This window comes from Pelosinus fermentans DSM 17108 (genome assembly GCF_000271485.2).
In the GTDB taxonomy this organism is placed as follows: Bacteria; Bacillota; Negativicutes; order DSM-13327; family DSM-13327; genus Pelosinus; species Pelosinus fermentans.
Genome location: NZ_AKVN02000001.1, coordinates 1,640,182 through 1,663,347 on the forward strand (window position 1 = coordinate 1,640,182; position 23,166 = coordinate 1,663,347).

The 23,166-nt window shown below is 39.3% G+C and carries 23 protein-coding genes; 20 read left to right on the plus strand and 3 right to left on the minus strand.

The window, feature by feature from the left end; all coding sequences use genetic code 11:
* Positions 1–57: 57 nt before the first annotated feature.
* Positions 58–342 carry a hypothetical protein gene (locus FR7_RS07235; RefSeq protein WP_237715531.1) on the plus strand — a complete coding sequence of 95 codons (285 nt, stop codon included), beginning with the start codon at positions 58–60 and terminating at the stop codon, positions 340–342.
* A gap of 15 nt (positions 343–357) precedes the next feature.
* Positions 358–1,026: a DAK2 domain-containing protein gene (locus FR7_RS07240; RefSeq protein ID WP_007930933.1), complete on the plus strand. Its 669-nt coding sequence runs from the start codon at positions 358–360 to the stop codon at positions 1,024–1,026.
* A 300-nt stretch (positions 1,027–1,326) separates the two neighbouring features.
* On the opposite strand, the gene FR7_RS07245 is transcribed toward FR7_RS07240, so the two are convergent.
* Positions 1,327–1,794 carry a hypothetical protein gene (locus FR7_RS07245; RefSeq protein ID WP_007930932.1) on the minus strand — a complete coding sequence of 156 codons (468 nt, stop codon included), beginning with the start codon at positions 1,792–1,794 and terminating at the stop codon, positions 1,327–1,329.
* A gap of 512 nt (positions 1,795–2,306) precedes the next feature.
* Between FR7_RS07245 and FR7_RS07250 the strand changes: the two genes are divergently transcribed.
* The 12 genes from FR7_RS07250 to FR7_RS07305 all read left to right on the plus strand — a co-directional run bounded on the left by FR7_RS07250 (position 2,307) and on the right by FR7_RS07305 (position 14,354).
* Positions 2,307–3,290, plus strand: a complete 984-nt coding sequence (locus FR7_RS07250) for a Gfo/Idh/MocA family protein (protein ID WP_007930930.1) — start codon at positions 2,307–2,309, stop codon at positions 3,288–3,290.
* Positions 3,291–3,479: 189 nt separating this feature from the next.
* A complete protein-coding gene (locus FR7_RS07255) occupies positions 3,480–3,665 on the plus strand; it encodes a 4Fe-4S binding protein (protein WP_007930928.1) in 186 nt (61 codons plus the stop codon).
* 15 nt (positions 3,666–3,680) lie between these two features.
* The gene (locus FR7_RS07260) at positions 3,681–4,808 is read left to right on the plus strand and encodes a 2-oxoacid:acceptor oxidoreductase subunit alpha (protein ID WP_007930926.1); all 1,128 of its coding nucleotides are present in this window, start codon (positions 3,681–3,683) and stop codon (positions 4,806–4,808) included.
* 19 nt (positions 4,809–4,827) lie between these two features.
* Complete coding sequence (locus FR7_RS07265) at positions 4,828–5,646, plus strand: 2-oxoacid:ferredoxin oxidoreductase subunit beta (RefSeq protein ID WP_007930923.1); 819 nt, start codon at positions 4,828–4,830, stop codon at positions 5,644–5,646.
* Between the two features lies 1 nt (position 5,647).
* Complete coding sequence (locus tag FR7_RS07270; protein WP_007930922.1) at positions 5,648–6,175, plus strand: 2-oxoacid:acceptor oxidoreductase family protein; 528 nt, start codon at positions 5,648–5,650, stop codon at positions 6,173–6,175.
* A gap of 317 nt (positions 6,176–6,492) precedes the next feature.
* A complete protein-coding gene (gene sufC, locus FR7_RS07275; protein WP_007930921.1) occupies positions 6,493–7,272 on the plus strand; it encodes a Fe-S cluster assembly ATPase SufC in 780 nt (259 codons plus the stop codon).
* Complete coding sequence (sufB, locus tag FR7_RS07280) at positions 7,265–8,671, plus strand: Fe-S cluster assembly protein SufB (RefSeq protein WP_007930920.1); 1,407 nt, start codon at positions 7,265–7,267, stop codon at positions 8,669–8,671. The genes sufC and sufB overlap by 8 nt, the downstream gene beginning before the upstream one ends.
* A gap of 11 nt (positions 8,672–8,682) precedes the next feature.
* Positions 8,683–9,786, plus strand: coding sequence for a Fe-S cluster assembly protein SufD (sufD, locus tag FR7_RS07285; RefSeq protein WP_007930919.1), 1,104 nt, complete (start codon positions 8,683–8,685; stop codon positions 9,784–9,786).
* Positions 9,779–11,005 carry a cysteine desulfurase gene (locus FR7_RS07290; RefSeq protein WP_007930918.1) on the plus strand — a complete coding sequence of 409 codons (1,227 nt, stop codon included), beginning with the start codon at positions 9,779–9,781 and terminating at the stop codon, positions 11,003–11,005. Before sufD ends, FR7_RS07290 begins: the two co-directional genes overlap by 8 nt.
* The gene (gene sufU / locus FR7_RS07295; protein WP_007930917.1) at positions 10,995–11,459 is read left to right on the plus strand and encodes a Fe-S cluster assembly sulfur transfer protein SufU; all 465 of its coding nucleotides are present in this window, start codon (positions 10,995–10,997) and stop codon (positions 11,457–11,459) included. Before FR7_RS07290 ends, sufU begins: the two co-directional genes overlap by 11 nt.
* Positions 11,460–11,705: 246 nt before the next feature.
* Positions 11,706–12,491, plus strand: a complete 786-nt coding sequence (locus tag FR7_RS07300) for a polysaccharide deacetylase family protein (protein WP_007930912.1) — start codon at positions 11,706–11,708, stop codon at positions 12,489–12,491.
* Between the two features lie 366 nt (positions 12,492–12,857).
* Positions 12,858–14,354, plus strand: coding sequence for a DASS family sodium-coupled anion symporter (locus tag FR7_RS07305; RefSeq protein ID WP_007930911.1), 1,497 nt, complete (start codon positions 12,858–12,860; stop codon positions 14,352–14,354).
* A 26-nt stretch (positions 14,355–14,380) separates the two neighbouring features.
* On the opposite strand, the gene FR7_RS07310 is transcribed toward FR7_RS07305, so the two are convergent.
* Positions 14,381–15,109, minus strand: coding sequence for a LytR/AlgR family response regulator transcription factor (locus FR7_RS07310; RefSeq protein ID WP_007930910.1), 729 nt, complete (start codon positions 15,107–15,109; stop codon positions 14,381–14,383).
* Entirely contained in the window at positions 15,099–16,745 is a 1,647-nt protein-coding gene (locus FR7_RS07315) for a LytS/YhcK type 5TM receptor domain-containing protein (RefSeq protein WP_007930909.1), read from the minus strand. The genes FR7_RS07310 and FR7_RS07315 overlap by 11 nt, the downstream gene beginning before the upstream one ends.
* A 423-nt stretch (positions 16,746–17,168) precedes the next feature.
* Between FR7_RS07315 and FR7_RS07320 the strand changes: the two genes are divergently transcribed.
* The 6 genes from FR7_RS07320 to FR7_RS07345 all read left to right on the plus strand — a co-directional run bounded on the left by FR7_RS07320 (position 17,169) and on the right by FR7_RS07345 (position 23,157).
* The gene (locus FR7_RS07320) at positions 17,169–18,401 is read left to right on the plus strand and encodes an aminopeptidase (RefSeq protein WP_007930906.1); all 1,233 of its coding nucleotides are present in this window, start codon (positions 17,169–17,171) and stop codon (positions 18,399–18,401) included.
* Between the two features lie 229 nt (positions 18,402–18,630).
* Positions 18,631–19,437, plus strand: a complete 807-nt coding sequence (locus tag FR7_RS07325; RefSeq protein WP_007930904.1) for a transporter substrate-binding domain-containing protein — start codon at positions 18,631–18,633, stop codon at positions 19,435–19,437.
* Positions 19,424–20,116 carry an amino acid ABC transporter permease gene (locus FR7_RS07330; RefSeq protein WP_007930903.1) on the plus strand — a complete coding sequence of 231 codons (693 nt, stop codon included), beginning with the start codon at positions 19,424–19,426 and terminating at the stop codon, positions 20,114–20,116. Before FR7_RS07325 ends, FR7_RS07330 begins: the two co-directional genes overlap by 14 nt.
* 269 nt (positions 20,117–20,385) lie before the next feature.
* Entirely contained in the window at positions 20,386–21,009 is a 624-nt protein-coding gene (locus FR7_RS07335) for a YczE/YyaS/YitT family protein (protein WP_007930902.1), read from the plus strand.
* 84 nt (positions 21,010–21,093) lie between these two features.
* On the plus strand, positions 21,094–21,738 hold the full coding sequence (locus tag FR7_RS07340) for a glucosaminidase domain-containing protein (protein WP_007930901.1): 645 nt from the start codon (positions 21,094–21,096) through the stop codon (positions 21,736–21,738).
* Positions 21,739–21,972: 234 nt separating this feature from the next.
* On the plus strand, positions 21,973–23,157 hold the full coding sequence (locus FR7_RS07345; protein ID WP_007930900.1) for an efflux RND transporter periplasmic adaptor subunit: 1,185 nt from the start codon (positions 21,973–21,975) through the stop codon (positions 23,155–23,157).
* Positions 23,158–23,166: the final 9 nt, after the last annotated feature.

Sequence of the window (23,166 nt, forward strand, 5' to 3'; positions counted from 1 at the left end):
AGCAATGAGGTAATGATAAGATGGTGTTGCGATGGCGATACAATCAAGAGAAGGGAGGTGTATACTTTGACGCGAAGAAAAGAATTAACCGTAAAACTCAATATAAAAGCATTTGAGGAAAATCAGAAAAAATATAACCTCAATGAAGAAGGGAAATGTGCCGAGTGTATGGAGATTAGTCCATCTCAGCTTTGGAAGGTGAAAACGGGTATTCATGACCCAGGCAAGGATTTTATTGCAGGTGCATTAAAAGCGTTTCCTAACACTTCTTTTGATGAATTATTTTTTTTGCCTGGAGTGTCGCGCCAGCGAGATGAATTCCCAAAAGATAAGGCGATATAAGGAGGTGGTGATAAATTGATTGTTTCGTTAACGACAGAAGAGACCAGGCAGATGTTTCTTCATCTTTCAAAGCAAATCATTGTAAATCAGCCATTGCTAATAGAGTTAGATAAAAAGATTGGCGGCAAAGCCCATGGAGGGGAGATTGCAAAAGGTTTTAGTGCGATAATACATACTCTCTCCCAGCAAAGATCCTTTCATATTAATGATATTTTTACGGATAGTGGAATAGCAATGCTTAGCTCCAACAAAGGCTTCTCAGGTATTATTTTTGGTACTTTATTTTTGGGTGGCGTAAGTGGAATGCCTAGTATTGATAAACTTCATGCAAAACAATTGTCCGCTATATTTGATAAAGCATTACAGACTCTTAAAGCATGGGGAGCAGACCATATCGATGGTAAAATCATAATTCATACATTTGAATCTGCTGTTGTTGCTTTTCGTCACGGTGTCAAGGAAGGTGACACCCTTCTTCAGGCTTTACAGGTAGGTGAGATTAGTGCTAAAGAGGCTATGGAGCATTTAAAACATTATCAAACTGGTTTTGATCCTGGGATGTATAGTAGTGAAAAGGTAGTATCCTATTATGATCCTGGTGCTGTAACTGTTTGGCTTATTTTAAAATCCATGCGTGAATGGGTTGCATCATTAGAAAATGTGAGGTCGACCATGAATGCTTAGCTCCAAGGAAAAGAAAGGAATTATGAGATGATGTTTGTTTGTTAGACTCTCTACTTTGAATAAGTAGAGAGCTTTTTTCTTACTATAAGAATGTATAAGTTTTGGAGGATGAAAGTAACATATATCTGTCATTGCGAGCAGTAGCGAAGCAATCTCTTAGCAAGAGATTGCTTCGCTATCACTCGCAATGACAGAGGACGAGCGTTTTTCTTATTTAATATGCTAAGATTAAGAAAGCGATAAAAAGGTCGTCCCAAAGCTTTCGCCTTATGGGACGACCTTTTTACTTATTTGTATTGCTTATTGGACTGTTACCCAGAGTTCACTGGCCCGAGCCGTTTCTGAGGTGTTTGGAATAACGGTAAGTTTACCTTTACCTGGGGCGATGGCTGTAAATATGGCTTTACCAGTGTCTGGGCCACCCGTTTCTTGTTTTAGTATATCGCCGACGAAGTATTCACCTGATGAGGTGAAGCGTGTATTCTGGGTAAGACCTGGCGTCGGTTCAAGGATTAATTTTTGACCTACTTTTAACATCAGATTATTGGCAGATAACTGTACTTTTTCGTTATCACTGTAGTTATAGACAACTTTAACATCTTTCAGGTCGTCTACTGGTTTGGTAGGAACGCTTGGAGTTGTTGGGGAAGGATTCGGATCAACAGGAGTAACTGGGTTAAGATTTGTGCATCCTCCCAGAAAAAGAGCCGCTGATAGGAATAAGCCTATAGTAAGATTCATCCATTTTCGATCTTGCATACTTTTCATAAGAACCTCCTATTGTCATTTACAGTAGATTATGTAGATTACCTATAGATTTACCTAAAATGATGATAATATGCAAATTTTTTAACAGTATTTGATGTTTTAAGAAGGTCATTTGAATAGCAGGTATTATTATAATGATAATAAACATTGTTTAAGGTTTAAATTTTAACTTCTATATAAAATAGGCAGGGGATTAGAAATGAAGGAAGAATGTATATTTAATGCGGGTATAATAAAAAATCCTGCCTGCTTCTTTACCAACTTGGCACAAGCCAAGTCTTTTCTTATAAGTAGAGAGCGTATAGTGTTATAGGTAGAAAAAGACAAGCGGTATGAACCACAAAGGCACAATGCCGCTGCTGCGGCACACAAAGGAGTGTACAAAAAAGTATAACTAAAACCCTTTGTGTCCTTTGCGTCTTTGTGGTTCAAATGGTTTTAGTTTTTCACCGTGCAGTGTTTTCTTATTATCATTCTTAGGTAGATATTCTTGTATCAGGAGGAGGATAATTATGGTTCGCTTTGGTGTAGTAGGTACGAGTCGGATTGTTGATGATTTTATTCGGTGTGCCAGACTGCATAGTGAATTTTCCTTAGAGGCTGTTTATTCCAGAACGGAAGAGCAGGGGAGGCTTTTTGCAGAACGCCATGGGGTGAAAAATCGGTTTACTTCTTTACAGGAGATGGCCCAGAGCAATCAAATCGACGCAGTATACATAGCGAGTCCTAATGCCTTACATGCCAAGCAGGCGGTACTGCTGATGTCTCATGGAAAGCATGTGCTTTGTGAAAAGCCCATTGCTTCTAATCGCAAGGAACTATCCATGATGATAGAGTCTTCACGGCAGCATCAGGTACTATTAATGGAGGCAATGAAAAGTACTTTTTTGCCAAATTTTCAGGCTGTTAGGCAATACCTTCATAAAATCGGTGCAGTGAGAAAATTCTTTTCAAACTTTTGCCAATATTCATCTAGATATGACGCCTATAAGACGGGAGAAGTGCCAAATGCTTTTAATCCTGTATTATCGAATGGGTCGATCATGGATATTGGCGTTTACTGTATCTATCCTGCTATCTATCTTTTTGGCAAACCAGAGAAGGTGATAGCGAACGGGATTATGTTAGACTCTGGCGTTGATGGTGCAGGCAGTATTGTTCTTCACTATCCTGATAAGGAAGTTATCATATCTCATTCGAAGATTACCAATTCCCAAGTCAGCAATGAAATACAGGGGGAAGAAGGCAGCATTGTAATTGATAAAATATCAACACCGAAAGTGGTAAAAATCTTTTATAATAATGGCTCAATTGAGGATATTGGGCAAGAACAATGTAATGATTTTATGTATTATGAGGTAAAGGAGTTTATTTATTTAATAAACAATCATAAAATAGAGTCAACTATGAATTCCTTGCAGCTATCTTTAGATGTAATGGAAGTCATGGATGATTGCAGAAAGCAAATCGGTCTTGTTTTTCCAGCAGATGTGTAAAAATATAGGTGTGACTAAATACAATTGCAGCGTTATTTGACAAAAATGACGAATACATTGGTTTTTGACGTATGTCTTGCCTTTACAGTTTTACATATTTCATATATATTATGTCTTATACCCTTGTAATGGGACGCAATTATCTAAGTATCTCTAGTATAATACAAGAGAATGATGGAGGTGAAAGGTATGGCTATAAAAACCATAGGAAAGCATTGTAAGGGCTGTGGAGTTTGTGTAACTTTCTGTCCTAAACAAGTATTAGGGTTAGATGCTCTAGGCAAGATTACAATTGTAGATGAAACAAAATGTATTACCTGTAAACAATGTGAAATGCGTTGTCCTGATTATGCAATATTTATAGAAAAAAAATAAGGGAGTGATTTATAAGTGGCAAAGGTACTGCTCTTGCAAGGAAATCAAGCTTGTGCTGAAGGTGCGATCGCTGCGGGTGTTACGTTTTTCGCAGGTTATCCGATTACACCATCAACGGAAATTGCTGAGATAATGGCGAAACGCCTGCCAGAAGTTGGTGGCAAATTTATTCAAATGGAAGATGAGATTGCAGGCATTGGAGCGATTGTTGGTGCTTCTCTGACTGGTAAAAAAGTATTGACAGCTACAAGTGGTCCTGGTTTTTCTTTAAAACAAGAATTTATTGGATATGCAACGATTGCAGAAGTTCCCATTGTAATCGCCAATGTACAGCGGGTAGGTCCGAGTACCGGACAACCGACAGCTCCTGCCCAAGGAGATATGATGCAGGCAAGATGGGGAACCCACGGTGATCACCCTGTTATTGCTCTGACTCCAGCAAGTGTGCCAGAGTGCTTTACTCTGACCATTAAGGCTTATGAACTATCAGAAAAATATCGCATGCCTGTTCTATTGATGCTAGATGAGATCATTGGACATATGCGTGAAAAAATAGAGATTCCTGATTATGATACCATTGAAAAACCTGTCCGCAAGGGTCCACGAGTAGGCCCTAATGAGTTTAAAGCCTATGAGCCGGATAGTGATGGTGTACCTCCTATGGCTGATTTCGGTACAGGCTATCGCTATCATGTAACTGGCTTAGTACATGATGAAACAGGCTTCCCCAATGGGTCTCCCGCAGCCACTGAAAAGCTTCTTAAAAGACTGCATGAGAAGGTAGAACGTGATATTGATAATATCACTATGTATGAAGAATATAAACTGGATGATGCTGAAATTGCGATTGTGACCTATGGGGGAACTGCGCGTTCTGCATATGCAGCGATTGATATGGCTCGTGAAGAAGGTATTAAGGTAGGCATGTTCCGCCTAATTTCCGTATGGCCTTTCCCTGAAAAAGAGATTGCCCAATTGGCCCAGAAAGTGAAAGTGATTGTTGTTCCTGAGCTTAACTACGGTCAAATGGTGGGTGAAGTCAAAAAAGCTGCGGAAGGCAAAGTGCCAGTAAAACCAATGTCCAAATATGACTCTGAGCCAATTTCACCAAAAGAATTATTAGCATTTGTGAAAAATCTTTAATTTAGGGAGGTAAAATAGATTGGAAAAATTAATTGAAAAATACTATCGCCCTCGCTTGCCGCATATTTGGTGTCCAGGCTGTGGCAATGGTATTGTTACCAGTTCTATTATAAAAGCGATTGATAAACTAGGACTTGATCAGGATAAAACCGTAATTGTATCCGGTATCGGCTGTTCCTCAAGAGCATCAGGTTATCTGAATTTTGATACGGTTCATTCGCTGCATGGTCGTGCGCTGCCTGTAGCTACGGGTATTAAACTGGCTGATCCTGAACTAAATGTAATTGTTATTACTGGTGATGGAGACGGCACTGCCATAGGCGGTAATCATTTCATCCACACTGCTCGCCGTAACATTAATTTAACGGTTATTCTATTCAATAACAACATTTATGGCATGACAGGCGGTCAATATTCACCACTAACGCCAACGGATAGTAAAGCAACAACTGCGCCTTATGGCACCTTAGAACGTGCGTTTGATATTGCAGAATTGGCAAAAGCTGCTGGCGCTACCTATGTAGCTCGGGGCACGGCTTTTCATGCCAATATGCTGGTAGACGTGATCGCCAAGGGTATTAGTCATGATGGATTTTCTTTGATTGAGGCCGTGACCCAATGTCCGATCTATTTCGGTCGTCAAAACAAAAAAGGCGATGCATCTGCGATGCTTAAAACCCAGCGTGATAATGCGGTTACAGTAGAAGCAGCTAAAAAACTAAGTCCGGAACAACTGGAAGGAAAATTCAAAATCGGTGTGCTGCATCAAAGTGAGGCACCGGAATATACAAAACAATACCAAGGAATTATTGATAGAGCACAGAAAGGAGCTAAATAATATGATTGAAATGCGTTTATCTGGCTCTGGCGGACAGGGATTAATTTTGGCAGGCATTATTTTAGCAGAAGCAGCCTTACTTGATGGTAAGATGGCTATTCAGTCTCAGTCTTATGGACCAGAGGCAAGAGGCGGTGCTAGTAAATCAGAAGTTATTATTTCGGAAAAAGCAATCCACTATCCAAAAGTAACTAATCCTAATCTTGTTTTGGCAATGACCCAGGAAGCGGTGGATAAGTACTCAAAGGATTTACCTGCTGATGGCATATTGATGATAGATACAACCTTTGTCAAAAAAGTACCAGATCATTTGAAAAATGTATATCATCTTCCCATTACGGAAAGAGTGACAGCAGAGCTTGGAAAGGCACTATTTGCGAATATTGTTGCTTTAGGAGCGATTGTAGCCACAACGAAAGCAGTGAGTGTTGAATCCATTACAACAGCGATTCTTCACCGAGTTCCAAAGGGGACAGAAGACATTAACAAACGTGCTCTTGAACTTGGCATAGCATTAGCTGCTAAATAGAGAGAGCGTTTCATAGATTTCGATTCGTTAGGTTGGTTTTGTAATAAAGGAAGTAGACGTTTTAGAAACGTTGAACCGCAGAGGACACAGAGGACACAGAGAGGTATTTTTTACCTTATCTATCGTTTCTCTGTGTTCTCTTTTTATTTTTACGATGTTTTAACTGAATATTTTTACAAATCTTGTATGGCTTGACACGCCGTAGAAAAAAGAATAAAATAAATTTAATTCCCAGCAATTCACTATGAATACTAGGGATTAAACCCTGAAAATAGTTAAAAATAATAAATGATAGATAGAAATAATGAGGTGAAATAATGGCAGAAAAACTCTTAGCAATTCATGGGTTACACGCAGCCGTTGAAGGCAAAGAAATCTTAAAAGGCTTGAATATTGAAATCAATAAGGGCGAAGTTCATGTTATTATGGGTCCTAACGGTTCCGGCAAATCGACGTTAGTGAATTTGATTATGGGCCATCCAAAGTATGAAATAACTGCTGGTTCCATTGCTTTTGAGGGGGAAGACATTACAGCTTTAAAAACCTTCGAAAGAGCCAGAAAAGGAATCTTTCTATCTTTCCAAAATCCTGAAGAAATACCTGGGATAACGGTAGAAAATTTATTGCGGACAGCGAAAAATGCCATAACTGGTGAAACTATAAAAATTATGGCTTTTAAGAAAGAGCTGAAACAAGCTATGGAGACCTTGAAAATAGATAATACATATGCAGCACGACATGTAAACGTCGGCTTTTCAGGCGGAGAAAAGAAAAGAAATGAAATATTACAAATGATGATGCTCAATCCGCAATTGGCCATGCTGGATGAAACGGATTCGGGCCTGGATATTGATGCTGTTCGTATTGTTTCCTCAGGGGTAAAACACTTTAAAAACGAACAGAATGCAATTTTAATTATCACACATAATACCAAGATTCTTGAGCAATTAGACGTAGATTATGTTCACATCTTAATGAACGGGAAAATTCTCCAGACGGGTGATGCTTCCTTGATATCCCAAATCAATGAAAATGGTTTTCTACATCTGGGAGGAGACGCTCTGGATTCAGGTGAGGTGAATACGCTCCATGGATAAGAAGAAGACTGTTATTGAGGATATTGACCGAGGTCTTTATGATATTAAAAATGAAGATCACTATCGTTATAAAGCTTCAAAAGGATTAACTTCTCAAATTGTGCTGGATATTTCCAAAGAAAAGAATGATCCGGAATGGATGCGAGAATTTCGCCTTCGTTCTTTGGAAATTTATAATCAAATACCAATGCCGACATGGGGGCCCTCTCTGCACGAACTGGATATGGATGATATTGTTACCTATGTTCGTCCAGATACAGAAATGAAGGGTAAGTGGCATGAGGTTCCTGATGATATTAAAGATACATTTGAACGTTTGGGAATTCCCCAGGCTGAACGAGAATCATTAGCTGGTGTAGGAGCTCAGTACGATTCTGAAGTAGTTTACCACAGCGTCAAAGAAGAACTGGTTAAGCAAGGTGTAGTCTACACCGATATGGAAAGTGCCCTAAGAGAGTATGAGCCTATGATTAAGGAATATTTCATGAAGCTTGTTACACCAAATGATCATAAATTTGTAGCTCTGCATGGGGCTGTTTGGTCAGGTGGTTCCTTTGTCTATGTTCCGCCTGGTGTTCAAGTGGAAATACCGCTGCAGTCTTATTTTCGTTTGAATTCCCCAGGGGCAGGGCAGTTTGAGCATACATTAATTATTGTGGATAAAGGGGCGAAGCTTCATTTTATTGAAGGCTGTTCGGCTCCTAAATATAATGTTATGAATCTGCATGCAGGATGCGTCGAGTTATACATAAAAGAAGATGCGAGTCTGCGCTACTCTACCATCGAAAACTGGTCGAGAAATATGCTGAATTTAAATACTAAACGTGCCTTGGTCGAAAAAAATGGCAGCATTGAATGGGTTTCTGGTTCTTTTGGTTCTAAGATTTCCATGCTGTATCCCCGTAGTATTCTCAAGGGAGAAGGAGCACGAGCAGAGTTTAACGGCGTCACTTTTGCGGCTGGCGGGCAGGTGCTGGATACAGGGGCGGCTGTGATTCATGCAGCACCGTATACCTCTTCCAATATTAATTCCCGGTCTATTTCCAAAGGCGGAGGAGTTGCTGTTTATCGTGGTGCGGTAAAAGTAGCACCTAACGCTCACCATTGCAAATCCTTGGTAAGCTGCGAATCTTTAATGCTTGATGATCTTTCTCGTTCTGATACTCTGCCGGTCATTGATATTCAAAATGATGAGGTAGATATTGGTCATGAAGCCAAAATTGGCAGAATCAGCGAGGAGGCTATTTTTTATCTCATGAGCCGGGGTATTAGTGAGCAAGAAGCTAAAGCCATGATTGTAAGAGGGTTTGCAGAACCGATTGCCAAGGAACTTCCCTTGGAATATGCTGTGGAAATGAATAATTTAATTAATATAGAACTGGAAGGCACCATTGGATAGGGGATGATGATATGGAAAAACTACAGAAGAATATAAATCCGATTCCAGTAAAAACCTGGAATTGGCTAGGTGTTAATACTGCTGTCCTTGAAGCTGATATTCCTGCTATAACGGATTACTCCAAGCAGCCTGTAACGAAAGGCTCAGAAAAGGGCGTAACCATTACAGATATCCGCTTGCATAGAGATACTATTAAATTTATGGAAAAGAAAATGGATGCGGGCGCAAGTGAGGAAATGAGAGACTTTGTTAAGAAGAACCACAACAGCGGTTATTTCATTGAAATAGAAGAAGGGGAGAAAATAGAAACTCCTATTATCCTTCAATATGACTTAGATGAGGAAAACCCAACCCTGATAGATGACCACTTTATCCTTGCTCATGAAAACAGCGAGGCGACCATTATCATCAACTATACATCGTCCTGTATTCAAAACGGTTTCCACAGTGGTGTGACTAAAGTCTTTGCTCAAAAAGGAGCCGTTGTTCATTTAATTAAAGTGCAAATGCTGGCTGACCAAGATACTCATGTCGATGCCATTAGTGCGATCACTGATGAAAAAGGACAGATTGATTTTACCTTGATAGAACTAGGTGCCCTACAAACCATTACAGGCTGTCGAACACAATTGGTGGGGAAAAACAGCACTGGAACGATTCATTCTCTCTATTTTGGTGATAAGAATCGTAAAATTGATATTAATTATGTACAGACCCATCAAGCCCCAGAATCTTTGAGCAGCATAGAAGCACGAGGCGTACTCTTAGATCACAGTCAAAAAGTCTTTAAAGGCACATTAGATTTTATTAAGGGGTCCAGCGGCTCTAAAGGCAAAGAAGAGGAATATACGGTTTTATTAAGTCCAAACGTACGAAATCGCTCGACACCACTGATGCTGTGCGGAGAAGATGCGGTTGAAGGACAGCATGCTGTCAGCACAGGAAAAATGGATGAAAATAAACTCTTTTATCTAATGAGCAGAGGGCTTAGTGATGTAGAAGCAAAAAAATTAATTATCGAGGCTGACTTTCAGCCTATTCTGGAAAAAATACCAGTGATCGAATTGAGAGATGCAATCTCTACGTATTTAAGGAGGCGGCTACATCATGTCTAATAATTACGTCAATGATTTTCCTATCTTGCAAAAAACGATGAATGGAAAACGGCTTGTTTACCTTGATAATGGGGCTACCACTCAAAAACCTCTTTCGGTCATCAATGCTGTTCAGGAATATTATGCAGCCTTTAATGCCAATCCCCATCGGGGTGCTTACGAGTTAAGTGTTAAGGCTACTCAAATTTATGAAGATGCTCGAGAGAAGGTTAGAAAGTTCCTAGGGGCAGAAAAAACAAGTGAAATTATTTTCACTAAGAATGCCACTGAGTCTTTGAATTTATTGGCTTATAGCTATGGTATGACCTTTATTAATCCCGGTGATGAAATTGTTATTTCCATTGCTGAGCATCACAGTAATATTGTGCCTTGGCAGCAGGTGGCGAAAGCGAAGGGAGCTACCTTACAATATTTGTATGTGAATGAAGCAGGCGTTCTGACAGATGAGGAAATCGAAAAGAAAATTAGCAGCAAAACCAAAGTCGTAGCGGTTACCCAGGTATCAAATGTGCTTGGAATAATCAACCCCATTGAAAAGATTGTGCATAAGGCGCATAGTGTGGGGGCTGTTGTGATTGTTGATGGTGCACAAAGTGTTCCTCATTTTGCCGTGGATGTAAGAGCATTGGATGTTGATTTCTTAGTCTTCTCGGGACATAAGATGCTGGCTCCTATGGGGGTTGGCGTGCTATACGGCAAAGAGCATTTGCTGGATAAAATGCCGCCTTTCTTAAGCGGCGGCGATATGATTGAGTATGTATGGGAGCAGGATACTTCTTTTGCACCACTGCCAGCTAAATTTGAAGCGGGAACTCAAAATGTGGGAGGAGTCTTAGGACTTTCAGCAGCCATAGACTACATTGAGAAGGTTGGTTTTTCCAATATAGAACAGATTGAAGAAGAATTAATTCATTATGCGATACCAAAGCTTCAACAGCTACCTTTTATTACTCTTTATGGATGTGATGATCTTTCGAAAAAGACCGGGGTAATATCTTTTAATGTAAAAGATATTCATCCTCATGATGTATCCTCCATTTTGGATGCCGATGGAGTTGCTATACGAGCTGGTCATCATTGTGCCCATCCTTTGATGCAATATCTTGGAGTGAATGCAACATGTCGTGCTAGTTTCTATTTTTATAATACACGTGAAGATGTAGATGCATTAATAAATGCCTTAGGACGTGTCAGGGGAGTGCTTGGCTATGGATCTTAGTGAGATTTATACGGAAATTATTGCAGAGCATAATAAATCAAAGAGAAATAAAAAGCAGCTGGAAAATCCTACGGTGATCCTAAAGGGCAGAAACCCAAGCTGCGGCGACGAAATAGAACTCGCATTAAAGGTAGAGAAGAATATCATCCAAGATGCATCGTTTACAGGGGTTGGCTGCGCGATTTCCCAAGCTTCTACATCGATGATGATTGACTTGATTCGCGGGCAGACCATCGAAAAAGCACAGCTGCTGATTGATACCTTTCTAGGCATGATCAAACGGGAAATCACAGAGGATGATCAATTGGAAATATTAGATGAGGCAGTTGCCTTACAGAATATTTCCAACATGCCTGCCAGAGTGAAGTGTGCCGTTTTATCATGGCATACCCTGGAAAGTGCGATTACAACGGAAGAAGGAAATACAAGTAAAAGCAGTCAATTACCCCATTGAATGACTGCAAGATACACCAAAAGAAGACTCATTCTCGAATGAGTCTTCTTTTGTGTACGCAGAGAGGAAAATTTGTTTCTATCTTTTCTCAGTGCTCTCTGCGTCTCTGCGGTTTTCTTCGCGTTTCAAACGATTTTTTATTTTAAAGACGCCCAGCTTTTTTCTTATTCTTTTCTTGTCAGGATGGTTGGTGTCATTGGCTGTATAAAAGACAGAAGGCTGTGTTAAGCTAACAAGGGGGATATGATGAACAAACAGAAACTTTTACTGCTCTGTGGTTTGCTTAGCATCATTTTTTTAGTAACGTCTTGTACTCCTGCGAAAAAACCAGAAACCCGGGTAGTTCCTGAGATCGGGGAGGAGATAACTCCAACCGATAATGATAAATATAAGAGGGGGCATAATATTCCTGGAAAGTTATATTGGGCCGGCAGTGCACATGATAAAAAGATTGCCTTAACCTTTGATGACGGGCCAGAGAATGACTGGACGCCTAAGATTCTGGCAATTTTGAAAGAAAAGGATATAAAGGCAACTTTCTTTGTGATTGGCAGACAAGCTCAGGTATATCCAGATATGTTAAAGAAAATTGATGAAGAAGGACATATTATTGGTAATCATACCTTTGATCATGCTGATCTAACAAAGCTGGATGCCCCAGGCGTAACAAAAGAAATCGCAGAATGCGCCCTTGTGATCAGTCGCATCATTGGGAAAACACCTACACTAGTACGACCGCCCTTTGGTTTTCATAACGAAATAGCAGATACTGCAATTTATTCCAGGAATAATAAGATTATTTTATGGTCCTTGGATACGGACGACTGGCAGGGACCAGATGCTGCAACTGTTAAGGAGCGGGTAGTGCCTAAAATGAAAAATGGCTATATCATTTTACAGCACAATGGGGTCAATCCTCATTTAGGCGGCAGCGTAGAAGCCTTACCAATTATGATTGAAGAATTAAAAAAACAAGGATATGCATTTGTTACCATTCCAGAATTATTAGAACTTCAGCCTTATGAAAAATAAGATGCAGCAGAATGTCTTTAAGATAAGGGGGTTCTGCTTTTAATTTAATAAATCCGGGGCTGCTCTCAAAAATGCAAAGAAATGAGGACAGCCTCGTTATTATTGAGGATATATTTAAGCGAAAATAAGTATTAATTCATTCAAGGTATCATGCTTTTCAAACGTTTCGGCCCGCATATAAGCATTTCAGACGGCTATTTTGGTGTTTGGGTTCAATTATCTAGTTACATTGAGGCGTAAATAGTATGATATAAGATAATGTTGGAGGTGAAGAATATGGCTATAGAAACCATAGGAAAGTACTGTAAAGGCTGTGGCGTTTATGTATCTTTAGCGTTAGTTAGTAAATCATAAGGAGGATGTAGAATGGCGGCACCAGCTAAGTTAGAAATTCAATCTGTAGAACAATCATTTCTAAAACGTTTTGGTTTAATTATAGGTGCATTAATATTACTTGGCATTGTTCTTATACCTACCCCCGAAGGATTACCTATAGCAGGCCATAGAATGCTTGCTATTCTAGTCTTCTCGGTTATTATTTGGATGACAGACACGATATCTTATCCGGCTAGTGCTGCTGTTATCATGGCGTTAATGGCTTTCCTGGTTGGAATATCTCCTAATGAGTCTGATCCAAAAACAATAATAGGAACGGCTCAAGGCTTAAGGATGGCATTAGACGGTTTTAGTAATACGGCACTCGCATTAGTGGGGGGAGCTCTTTTTATTGCAGCTGCCATGATGCAGACGGGGTTAGACAAAAGAATTGCTTTATTTGTTCTATCAAAAATCGGCGCTAAAACCAATAGGGTATTAATTGGTGTAATATTGGTGGGATTTATTCTTAGCTTCTTTGTACCAAGTACTACTGCACGCGTGTCTTGCATGGTTCCTATTGTTATGGGGATTATAGGGGCATTTGGTGTAGAACATAAGAGTAAGTTTGCTGGCATGATGATGATTGCCGTAGCACAAGCGGACAGCATTTGGAATGTAGGAATTAAGACGGCAGCTGCTCAAAATATGATTGCATTGGGCTTTATTGAGAAGCAGCTCGGTATTTATATTAGCTGGCTGGATTGGTTTATTGCTGCTGTTCCTTTTTCCATTTTTATGTCCGTGGCTTTGTATTACGTGCTAATGAAAATGATGCCACCTGAAACAGATGAAATTGCAGGTGGAAAAGAAGCGGTTGCTAAAGCTTTGACTGAACTTGGACCTATGAAATCAAATGAAAAGAAGTTAATGATACTATCGGTAATACTTCTTGGTTTATGGGCAACAGAGAAGATTCTGCATCCCTTCGACACTTCTTCTACGACCATTGCTGCCATTGCAATTATGCTATTACCTGGTATTGGTATTATGACCTGGAAGGAAGCTCAGTCTAAAATACCTTGGGGAACACTACTCTTATTCGGGGTTGGTATTAGTCTTGGTTCGGCACTTCTTTCGACCAAAGCTGCTACATGGCTTGCAAAGATTATTGTTACCATTTTTGGCTTGCAGACGATGCCAATATTAATGATTCTGGCAGTGTTATCAGCATTTCTTATTATTATTCACCTTGGATTTGCCAGTGCTACGGCGCTGGCGGCAGCTATGATACCTATTATTATATCCATACTGCAGGGCGTGAAGACTCCGGGAGTCAATGTAGTAGGAATGACGATGATTTTACAGTATGTTGTGAGCTTTGGTTTTATTTTACCTGTTAATGCGCCGCAGAATATGGTGGCCTATGGTACTGAAACCTTTGAAGTAAAGGATTTTATCAAAACAGGTATTCCATTGACCGTTATCGCCTATCTTTTGATTATGATTCTAGGGGCTACGTATTGGAAGTGGCTGGGATTAGTTTAAAATAAAAGGAAGCAGTAACATTCCTTTTATTTTAAACCCATGGCATTCTTAAGCAGTTTTACCTTATTTCGGCTGACCGGTACTTCTTCTGACTTAAAATCATCCATTTTTAATAAATAACTTCCATGGAACCAAGGAATAATCTCTACTATTTTATTCAAATTTACAATGAATTGACGATGGATACGTAAAAAAGACGAGTTTGAAAGAAGACTTTCAATTTCTTGTAAATTTAATGTCGTTTTATATTCCTTTGTCTTGGTTCGAATATAGACATCTTTATCTTTGACATAGGCAAAGACTACATCTTGTTTGTCTAAAGGAATAATTTTGCCTTTAGCTATAACGCAGATTTTATGTACTATATTCTGTGGGCGTGGGGGTGAATTAGGAATTAGATTTCTTATTTTGTTTAAGGTATGATCCATTTGTCCTTCTGTAACTGGTTTTGTAATATAGCCTACAGCTGGTGTGTTGAAAGCTTCTAAGGCATGTTCAGTAAATGCGGTAATAAAGACAATGAGAGGAGGATGTTCTAACGTATTTAATTCTTGGGCTAGTTCTAAGCCGGACATACCTGGTATTTTTATATCAAGAAATACAAGTGGACAATTATTTTCGATGAGATAGGAAAGAGCCTTTGAGGCATTATTAAAAATAGCAGTGACTTCAATATCAGGATGTTTTTTTAGAAGATATTCGATTTCATCACAAATCGGTTGCTCATCATCAACAATTACAGTTTTAATACGCATGCTGTATTGCCTTCCTTTCATAAGGTATACGAATGGTTGTTACAGTCCCATATCCAGGTTTACTGTCAATGTTTAGACCATAGTGCTGTCCATAGATGCCTTTTAATCGCATGTAGACATTTCTTATGCCAATTCCTTCTGAGTGGGTGGCGAAAAGTCGCTCTACCTTATCCATATTCATACCGATGCCATTGTCAGTGACACAGATTACAACATCATCTTCTTGCCGATAGACATCAATAGAAAGGACACATTCTGCTATTTTAGGAAAAAGACCATGCTGAATGGCGTTTTCGGCAAGGGGCTGAATGGATAAAACAGGTATCTTAGTATGTAAGAGATTCGGGTCTATATTAGTTTTAATCTGCAAACGTGATCCAAACCGTGACTTAGCAATTTCAAGATAAGCATGAATCGTATTAATTTCTTCCTCTAATGTTACAAAATCTTCATGATTGGTAAAATTATAATGAAGCATTGTTGCCAGATGCTCTAACAGTTTTCGGGCAGTGTCGGGATTGGTTCGGCAGAAGGACATAATAATATTGATCGTATTAAATAGAAAATGAGGATTGATTTGGGCCTGAAGAGCCTTAAACTCTGCTTTTTTTCGCATTTTCTTTTGATGATCTATTTCAGCTAACTCAATTTGCCCTGATAATAGCTTGGCTACACCGTCAGCAATTCGAATATCCATTTCTGAAATAACCCTGCCTGCTGAGCGTGACAGTTTTATCGTTCCTGCTACTGCTCCATGGGCTGTTAATGTGGCAACAACAAAAGAGTCTGATACAAAATCATCAGGTATGTCTTTGACGATTTTTTGCTTAGCAGCAAGAGGGGATTCAATAGTATGATTTTGAGATTCACTGCCAATAAAAGCAAGAACTTCCTTATTGTTGGATATAGAAACAGCATCCATTTTAGTTAATTCATAAATGATTTTCCCTGTTTCTTTGGCAGAGGTGAGGGTTAGCCCATGACGTAAATAGGGGAGAGTGCGATGGGCTATTTCCAGGGAAAGCTCTGCAGCCTTAGCCCCATATAATTCTTGCTGGATTTGAATATCTTTAATAATTAACATAAAAACAGACGTTCCCAACACAGTAACCAGGGTAGTTGGAAAGGCGATAAGCAGCTCCAGATTCCAGGCTGCTTCAAAGGGTTTAGCAAATACAAGTACCAAACTTTTTTGTAAAACCTCTACCATAAAGGCTACTAATGCTGCTGTTTTCCAGGTTAGGTTATTTAAGCCAATTTTATGACGAATCATACCCGCAAACAATCCGCCCAGGACAGTGGCTATCGCACAAACTTCCGCAGTAAATCCACCCACAAGATATCGATGAATGCCAGCTATAATTCCCACACTAAATCCAACAAGGGGACCGCACATGATGCCGCTCATCAATGTACCGACTAGCCTCATGCTAGCTAATGCCCCGCCAATCGGCACACCATTAAATGTACACAAGCTGGATAAAACTGAAAAAATAAAAGTCAGTACAGCCCAATTTTTAAAAGTAAAGGGATTGTGAACACATTGTATAATATAAGGAGTTCGTCCGAAGAGATAAGCAGCCATGGCAATCAGTGCCATGTCACTTAAGAGATCAAAAATTAACTTCAAATCCATAAAAGCCTCCATACAGTAAAAGTTAAATAGTCAAAAGGAGGAATCTATTGTTGCATAAAAGATAGAAATGTGTGTTAAGCTAAAGATATATTTTTGTCGACAGCTTCTTAACTTTGCATTTTTGTGCTTTAAAATTCATATCATCAAAAAGGTAATTGAACTATTTTTCTCAGCTCAATTGTACATAGTATTATTATGTGTGCTGCCTTATTAACTAGGATGGTTGTTACATCGTATATTGAATGTTACAATAAGAAAAATATACCTTTTAAGTTTATTACGCGATGGATGCTAACTTTTCCTTTGCAGGTAAAAGGATAGGATTGTGAAAAATCTTTGTAGTAAAAGTGTTGATGAGGTAAATATGAGGGGAGTGAAACGTAGCGATTTCTATCTCGTTTGATAGAAATTAGCTAGGGCAAAATGATGGATCATACAATGCTGGAAAAATATGCACGTCTTATTGTAAAAACAGGAGTTAATATTCAAAAAGATCAAACCTTGGTAATTGCTTCGCCCATCGAATGTGCTTTTTTTGCCAGGATGATAGCCCAGTATGCTTATGAAGAGGGCGCAAGAGATGTTGTTGTTGCCTGGAAAGATGAGTTATTGTCTAAGATTCGATTCCTGCAGGCACCGGAAGAGGTGTTTGAGGAGTTTCCAGAATGGCAGAAGGATTTTTATTTGTCTTATGTAAAACAAGGAGCCGCTTTTGTCAGTATTGCCGCATCTGATCCTGAACTTCTCAAGGATGTGAATCCTGGAAGATTAGTAAAGGTGCAGAAAGCCAGCAATACGGCACTTAAAGAGTATAGAGAAAGATTGATGAGTAATAAAAATACCTGGTGTGTTGTATCCATTCCTACTAAATCCTGGGCTAAAAAAGTTTTCTCTGAATTATCAGAGGATGAAGCGGTTGCCAAGCTCTGGGATGCGATTCTTAAAACGGTGCGAGTCGATACTCAAGATCCGGTAGCAGCTTGGGAAGAGCATAAGCAAAATTTAAAGAAAAGTTCAGATTTCTTAAATTCAAATCAATTTCAGTATCTGCAGTATAAAAATTCATTAGGTACGGATTTGAAGATCGAACTTCCGAAGAATCATATATGGCTTGGCGGTTCGGAATATACTCCGGAAGGATTGGAATTTGTCGCTAATATGCCAACGGAAGAAGTATTTACGTTACCTAAAAAAACAGGTATTCAAGGTACCGTTGTAAGCTCAAAGCCATTAAATTATAATGGCAACGTCATTGATCATTTTTCTCTTACGTTTAAAGATGGGAAGATCGTTGACTTTACTGCTGAGCAGGGGTATGAGATTCTAAAAGGACTGATTGAGACAGACGAGGGTTCTTATTATCTTGGTGAAGTGGCTTTGGTGCCTTACAATTCACCAATCTCCAATTCCAACATTCTATATTTTAATACGTTATTTGATGAAAACGCTTCATGCCACTTGGCTATAGGAAAAGCGTATCCTGTATGCATCAAAGATGGTGAGAACTTGGCAAAGGAAGAATTAGAAGCATTAGGTGTTAATGATTCTTTGGTACATGTAGATTTTATGATTGGAACCAAGGATCTTGAAATCATTGGAACAACAGCAGCAGGGAAAGAAATACCCGTATTTAAAAATGGTGATTTTGCGTTTTAAGATAAAAATTCCCGCCATTTGAAGTGATAAAAAAATTGACAGATGTATTCTAGAATGATAAGATATTGATAATTTACTAAGTTGTTACGTTATCCCATTGCTGATCAGAAATCTGAAGGCTGGGCGCATGTTTATTTGCGCTAGCCTTCTTTTTTTATACTACTCTTAACAGCAAGGGAAATGATAGCAGAGCAGCTATCCGTGAATCATTTTGGGAGGGGTATATATAATGAAAAAAAGAAATTTAGGGATTTTTCTGATTTTTTTATTGACGGTATTTGCGATTGGGTGCAGTTCACAACAAACAACCAAAGTGGAGGAAACAAAAAAACAGACCTTATTAGAAACGATTCATCATCGCGGCACGATTAAAGTTGGTACAGAAGGGACGTACCCTCCTTTTACCTTTAAGAATGAAAAAGGGGAATTAGAGGGATTTGATGTTGACATTATCAATGAGGTAGCCAAACGGTTACATGTTAAAGCTGAATTTGTCCCCACTGAGTGGAAAGCCATGTTTGTTGGACTTGACTCAGAACGATTTGATGTAATTGCCAATCAAGTAAGTATTAATGAAAAAAGGCTGGAAAAATACGACTTTTCTGCTCCTTATACGGTTTCAGGTGCTCAAATCATTATTAATAAAGATACAACGGATATCAATACAGTAGAAGATTTTAAAGGACGTAAAATCGGTGTTACGCAGGGCAGCAACTGGGAAGAAATTGCTAAAAAAGCAGGGGCCAATATTCAGCATTATAAAGGTGCCAATGAGATATTCGCAGACGTAGCAGCAAAACGCATTGAAGGTTCAGTAAATGATCGACTGTATATTGCAGAATATCTTCTGAAAAATCCTAACCCAAATCTTAAAGTAGGAGGAAAAACCTTTGATACTGCAAAGATGGGATTTGCTTTTCGGAAAGGATCTCCTGAACTTATTGAAGCGGTAGATAAGGCACTCCAAGAAATTCAAGCAGATGGTACCTATTTAAAGATATCCCAAAAGTGGTTTGGCGAAGATGTTAGCAAATAGAGAGTGGGATATTGTCATTGCCTCCTTATCCGTACTGGGAGAGGGGGCTATGGTTACAATTTATCTAAGTGTATTAGCCATGTTAGGAGCCGTTATGGTAGGCTTAGCAGTAGCATTGATGAGGATTTTTAAGATCAGGATCTTCGAAGTGATTGCCAAAGTCTATGTATCCTTTTTCCGCGGTACTCCTCTATTAGTACAATTGTTAATATTGTATTTTGGCTTAACTTCCTTTCATATTATGCTGGAACCTTTTCCTGCTGCGCTTATCGGGCTTATTTTGCATTTTGGTGCTTATATTTCAGAAATATTTAGAGGCGCAATTGTGTCCATACATATAGGACAATGGGAAGCTGGCCGATCTCTTGGCATGAGTACAATGCAAGTACTCCAAAAGATTGTTTTGCCTCAGGCGCTGCGAATCTCCATTCCCTCCTTATGGAATTGTTTGATTGATATTTTAAAATCATCTTCACTGGCTTCTGTTATAACCGTTCCTGAATTGACGCGGCAGGTGGAGGAACAAAGTTCAGCTCAGTTTGTCTTTATGCCGTATTTTCTTACTCTGGCTGTGTTTTACTGGGTAATGGTTATTGCTATGGGGTGGGTTCAAGAATGGCTGGAGAAAAAGCTTATGATACCGGGAGGATCATCATTAAGCAGGCAAGATACATTATAGGTTGAACATCCTGCAGATATTATCCTTGATCTTGAGCAAGCCATGAAGTAAGATAAGAAAATAAGAATAGTGGAAGCATTGTTAATTAACATCAACAATGCTTCTTTGTTTTCATGAATTAGTAAGCAGCAGGCTTTGAAGCGGGAAGTTTGTCATCATATATTGATAACTTCTATATAGCATATTTTATACAAATACAGCATCAACTCTATCCTATGTGTATTTACAGATTCAGAGTTGAGACTGTACTGACAGGAGGAAATCAACGGATGATAAAAAGACTCTTTTTCTTATTTTTGGGATTATTTCTTTTTGCTCTTGGAATTGTAATGACCATTAAGAGCAATTTAGGGACATCACCATGGGATGCTCTTCATATAGGACTGATTCATTTTCTTCCGTTGACCTTAGGGCAAGTATCCCAGTTAACAGGAATTTTAGTGATTATTGTCAGTTACTTTTTAGGAATGAAGCCAGGCTGGGGCACCATTGCTAATATGTATTTCATCGGTTTTTTTATGGATGTAATTATGGATAATAGGTGGATTCCTGATCCTACATCTTGGTTATTCCAAAGCGGACTCTTACTGGCAGGTATTTTAATTATTGGCTGGGGAAGCTTTTTTTATCTTTCTGCTGCTCTGGGGGCCGGTCCTAGGGATAGCTTCATGGTGGGAGCGGTTACTAAAACAGGTTATCCAGTGTGGAAAGTCAGAACTGTCATTGAAAGCAGTATTGCAATTTTAGGCTACTTTCTAGGAGGACCGATTGGTATTGGTACCATCATTATTGCTTTGACGTTGGGACCTTCCATTCAATGGGCTTTTTCCCTTATGGGTAAAAAGGCTCAGGAGATAGAGCATGATTCTTTAAGGATTCGGTTAGAACAATAAAAGGAAAAATGGCAGCAGGATTATATAGATCTTTGTAAAATAGTTCTTTTATATGGAAGGAATGTGATTTATGGGAGGTAGAAAGTGAGGAAATTTAGCTTTATTAAAATATGTTTTGGGTTGATGGTTCTTTGGATATGGGGATTATCGAATACCTTTGCTTTTGAAATTTTTCAGCCTGCAATGGTTAAAAAAAGTTATTTTACAAATGACGTTGTAGTTGATTTTACGATTATGGGATCATCAATTGCGACGCAAGAACAATGTGTAACATATCTTCTAAAGCGAAATCCCTTGCCTTTGCTTACAACCACTCCTAAGCAGTTGGTTGAGCATTATTACCAAGAGGCAGGATTGGAAGGAATCCGGCCAGATTTAGCATTTGCACAAGCATTACATGAAACGGGCAATTTTCGTTATGGCGGTGATGTGATACCATTACAGAATAATTACTGTGGACTGGGAACAACAGGCAACGGTGTTAAGGGGGCGTGGTTCCCTTCAGCGCAAGTTGGTGTTAGGGCGCAGATTCAACATTTGTTGGCCTATACGACAAAACGGCCGCCAGCACTATCGATTGTTGATCCCCGATATAATCTAGTAAAGAGTACGGATAAGTTCGGGCAATCTCTTACATGGACGGATTTAAACGGTAAATGGGCTGTCCCTGGAAAAACTTATGGACAGATGATATTAAAAATTCATGAAAAAATTTTAATGGGAGAATAATCAGAAAAAGGTGTCTTTTTTGACATCTTTTTTAAATCTTCAACTTTAAAAAAAAAGTGATTTGCAGGAAGGGATTGTAATAAATTCGTCGAATAAAAATAAGATTGACTGAATAGTCATTTTGAAAAGGAGTGATTTCAATATACAGGGGAAAATTCTACCTTACATAAGGTATATTCCATAAAGGTGTTTATGATGTGAATACAACAGTGGAGTAACAGCAGGTAAAAATTAGTGTTAGCAGAGTTAAGGGAGGTAAATAATTTGGTTCGCATAAGTTCAAAAGTAAGATGGCGCAATTATATGGCATTAATTATTTTTAGTATGGTGATAATAAGCGGCTGCAGTAAGCAGGCAGCACCGGCACCGCAGGCTGTGGAAGTAAAAGCGATGCAGGTAGTTCGGAAAGATACTCCAATTGCATATGAATTTGTCGGTACTATAGAAGCAAAAAATGAAGTCCAAGTACGGGCTAAGGTTTCCGGTAATATTGTGGATAAAATGGTAACCGGCGGAGCTGAAGTAACTGAGGGGCAGCCAATATTTCGCATTGACAGCCGTCAATATAACTCCGCATTACTGACAAATCAGGCAACAGCTGCTCAAGCAGAAGCCTTATTGGCGAAAACACGTAAGGATGTTGACAGATACAACCAGCTTGCTTCGCAAGGTGCCGTTTCCCAACAAACCTTGGATAATTCATTGGCAGAAGAAAGGCAAAATGCTGCTGCAGCCAATGCCAATTGGGCTAAGGTGCAGCAAGCACAACAAGATCTTGAGGACACAACGATACTTTCTCCCTTGAATGGCAGGATTGATATTAACGATTTAAGCATTGGCAGCTTTGTATCGGCAGGATCGACCATTATGGCTACAATCTCTTCTGTTGATCCAGTCATGGTAAAGTTTAGTATGAGTGAAAATGAATATTTACAATTTGCTAAAAATAAAGGTGCTTCTCCAGCAGAATGGGGAGGGGATTTGAAGCTGATTCTCAGCGATGGATCTGCCTATCCACTCACTGGGCAAATTGAACAGGTAGATAAAGGATTAGCAACTGGCACAGGTACACTGAGTTTTAAAGCATCTTTTGCCAATCCTGACAAGCTTCTGGTTCCCGGTATGTTTGCTCGTGTTGCGGTACAAAGTGAAGTGCGCCCAGGAGCCTTATTAATTCCGCAAAGAGCTGTTCAGCAGATGCTGGATAAGACCCTTGTTACTGTTGTGGGTGAAGGAGATAAAGCAGAAACACGGGTAGTTAAGATGGGTACGAAAGTTGGCAATATGTGGGTAGTAGAAGAGGGCGTTACTGAAAACGACCGCATTGTTGTAGAAGGCTTTCTGAAGACTCCGCCAGGAACACCTGTATCTGTAATCATGATCGGCCCGGATGAGTTACAAACTCCGGCGAAGCAATAGGAGGTAATC

Coding starts and splice junctions, on each gene's coding strand:
- FR7_RS07250 (WP_007930930.1), top strand. CDS start 2,307: ATGGTTCGCTTTGGTGTAGTAGGTACGAGTCGGATTGTTGATGATTTT.
- FR7_RS07315 (WP_007930909.1), bottom strand. CDS start 16,745: ATGGATTTGAAGTTAATTTTTGATCTCTTAAGTGACATGGCACTGATT.
- FR7_RS07335 (WP_007930902.1), top strand. CDS start 20,386: ATGATAAAAAGACTCTTTTTCTTATTTTTGGGATTATTTCTTTTTGCT.
- FR7_RS07305 (WP_007930911.1), top strand. CDS start 12,858: ATGGCGGCACCAGCTAAGTTAGAAATTCAATCTGTAGAACAATCATTT.
- FR7_RS07310 (WP_007930910.1), bottom strand. CDS start 15,109: ATGCGTATTAAAACTGTAATTGTTGATGATGAGCAACCGATTTGTGAT.
- FR7_RS07330 (WP_007930903.1), top strand. CDS start 19,424: ATGTTAGCAAATAGAGAGTGGGATATTGTCATTGCCTCCTTATCCGTA.
- sufU (WP_007930917.1), top strand. CDS start 10,995: ATGGATCTTAGTGAGATTTATACGGAAATTATTGCAGAGCATAATAAA.
- sufC (WP_007930921.1), top strand. CDS start 6,493: ATGGCAGAAAAACTCTTAGCAATTCATGGGTTACACGCAGCCGTTGAA.
- FR7_RS07325 (WP_007930904.1), top strand. CDS start 18,631: ATGAAAAAAAGAAATTTAGGGATTTTTCTGATTTTTTTATTGACGGTA.
- FR7_RS07290 (WP_007930918.1), top strand. CDS start 9,779: ATGTCTAATAATTACGTCAATGATTTTCCTATCTTGCAAAAAACGATG.
- FR7_RS07320 (WP_007930906.1), top strand. CDS start 17,169: ATGATGGATCATACAATGCTGGAAAAATATGCACGTCTTATTGTAAAA.
- sufB (WP_007930920.1), top strand. CDS start 7,265: ATGGATAAGAAGAAGACTGTTATTGAGGATATTGACCGAGGTCTTTAT.
- FR7_RS07270 (WP_007930922.1), top strand. CDS start 5,648: ATGATTGAAATGCGTTTATCTGGCTCTGGCGGACAGGGATTAATTTTG.
- sufD (WP_007930919.1), top strand. CDS start 8,683: ATGGAAAAACTACAGAAGAATATAAATCCGATTCCAGTAAAAACCTGG.
- FR7_RS07245 (WP_007930932.1), bottom strand. CDS start 1,794: ATGAAAAGTATGCAAGATCGAAAATGGATGAATCTTACTATAGGCTTA.
- FR7_RS07255 (WP_007930928.1), top strand. CDS start 3,480: ATGGCTATAAAAACCATAGGAAAGCATTGTAAGGGCTGTGGAGTTTGT.
- FR7_RS07300 (WP_007930912.1), top strand. CDS start 11,706: ATGAACAAACAGAAACTTTTACTGCTCTGTGGTTTGCTTAGCATCATT.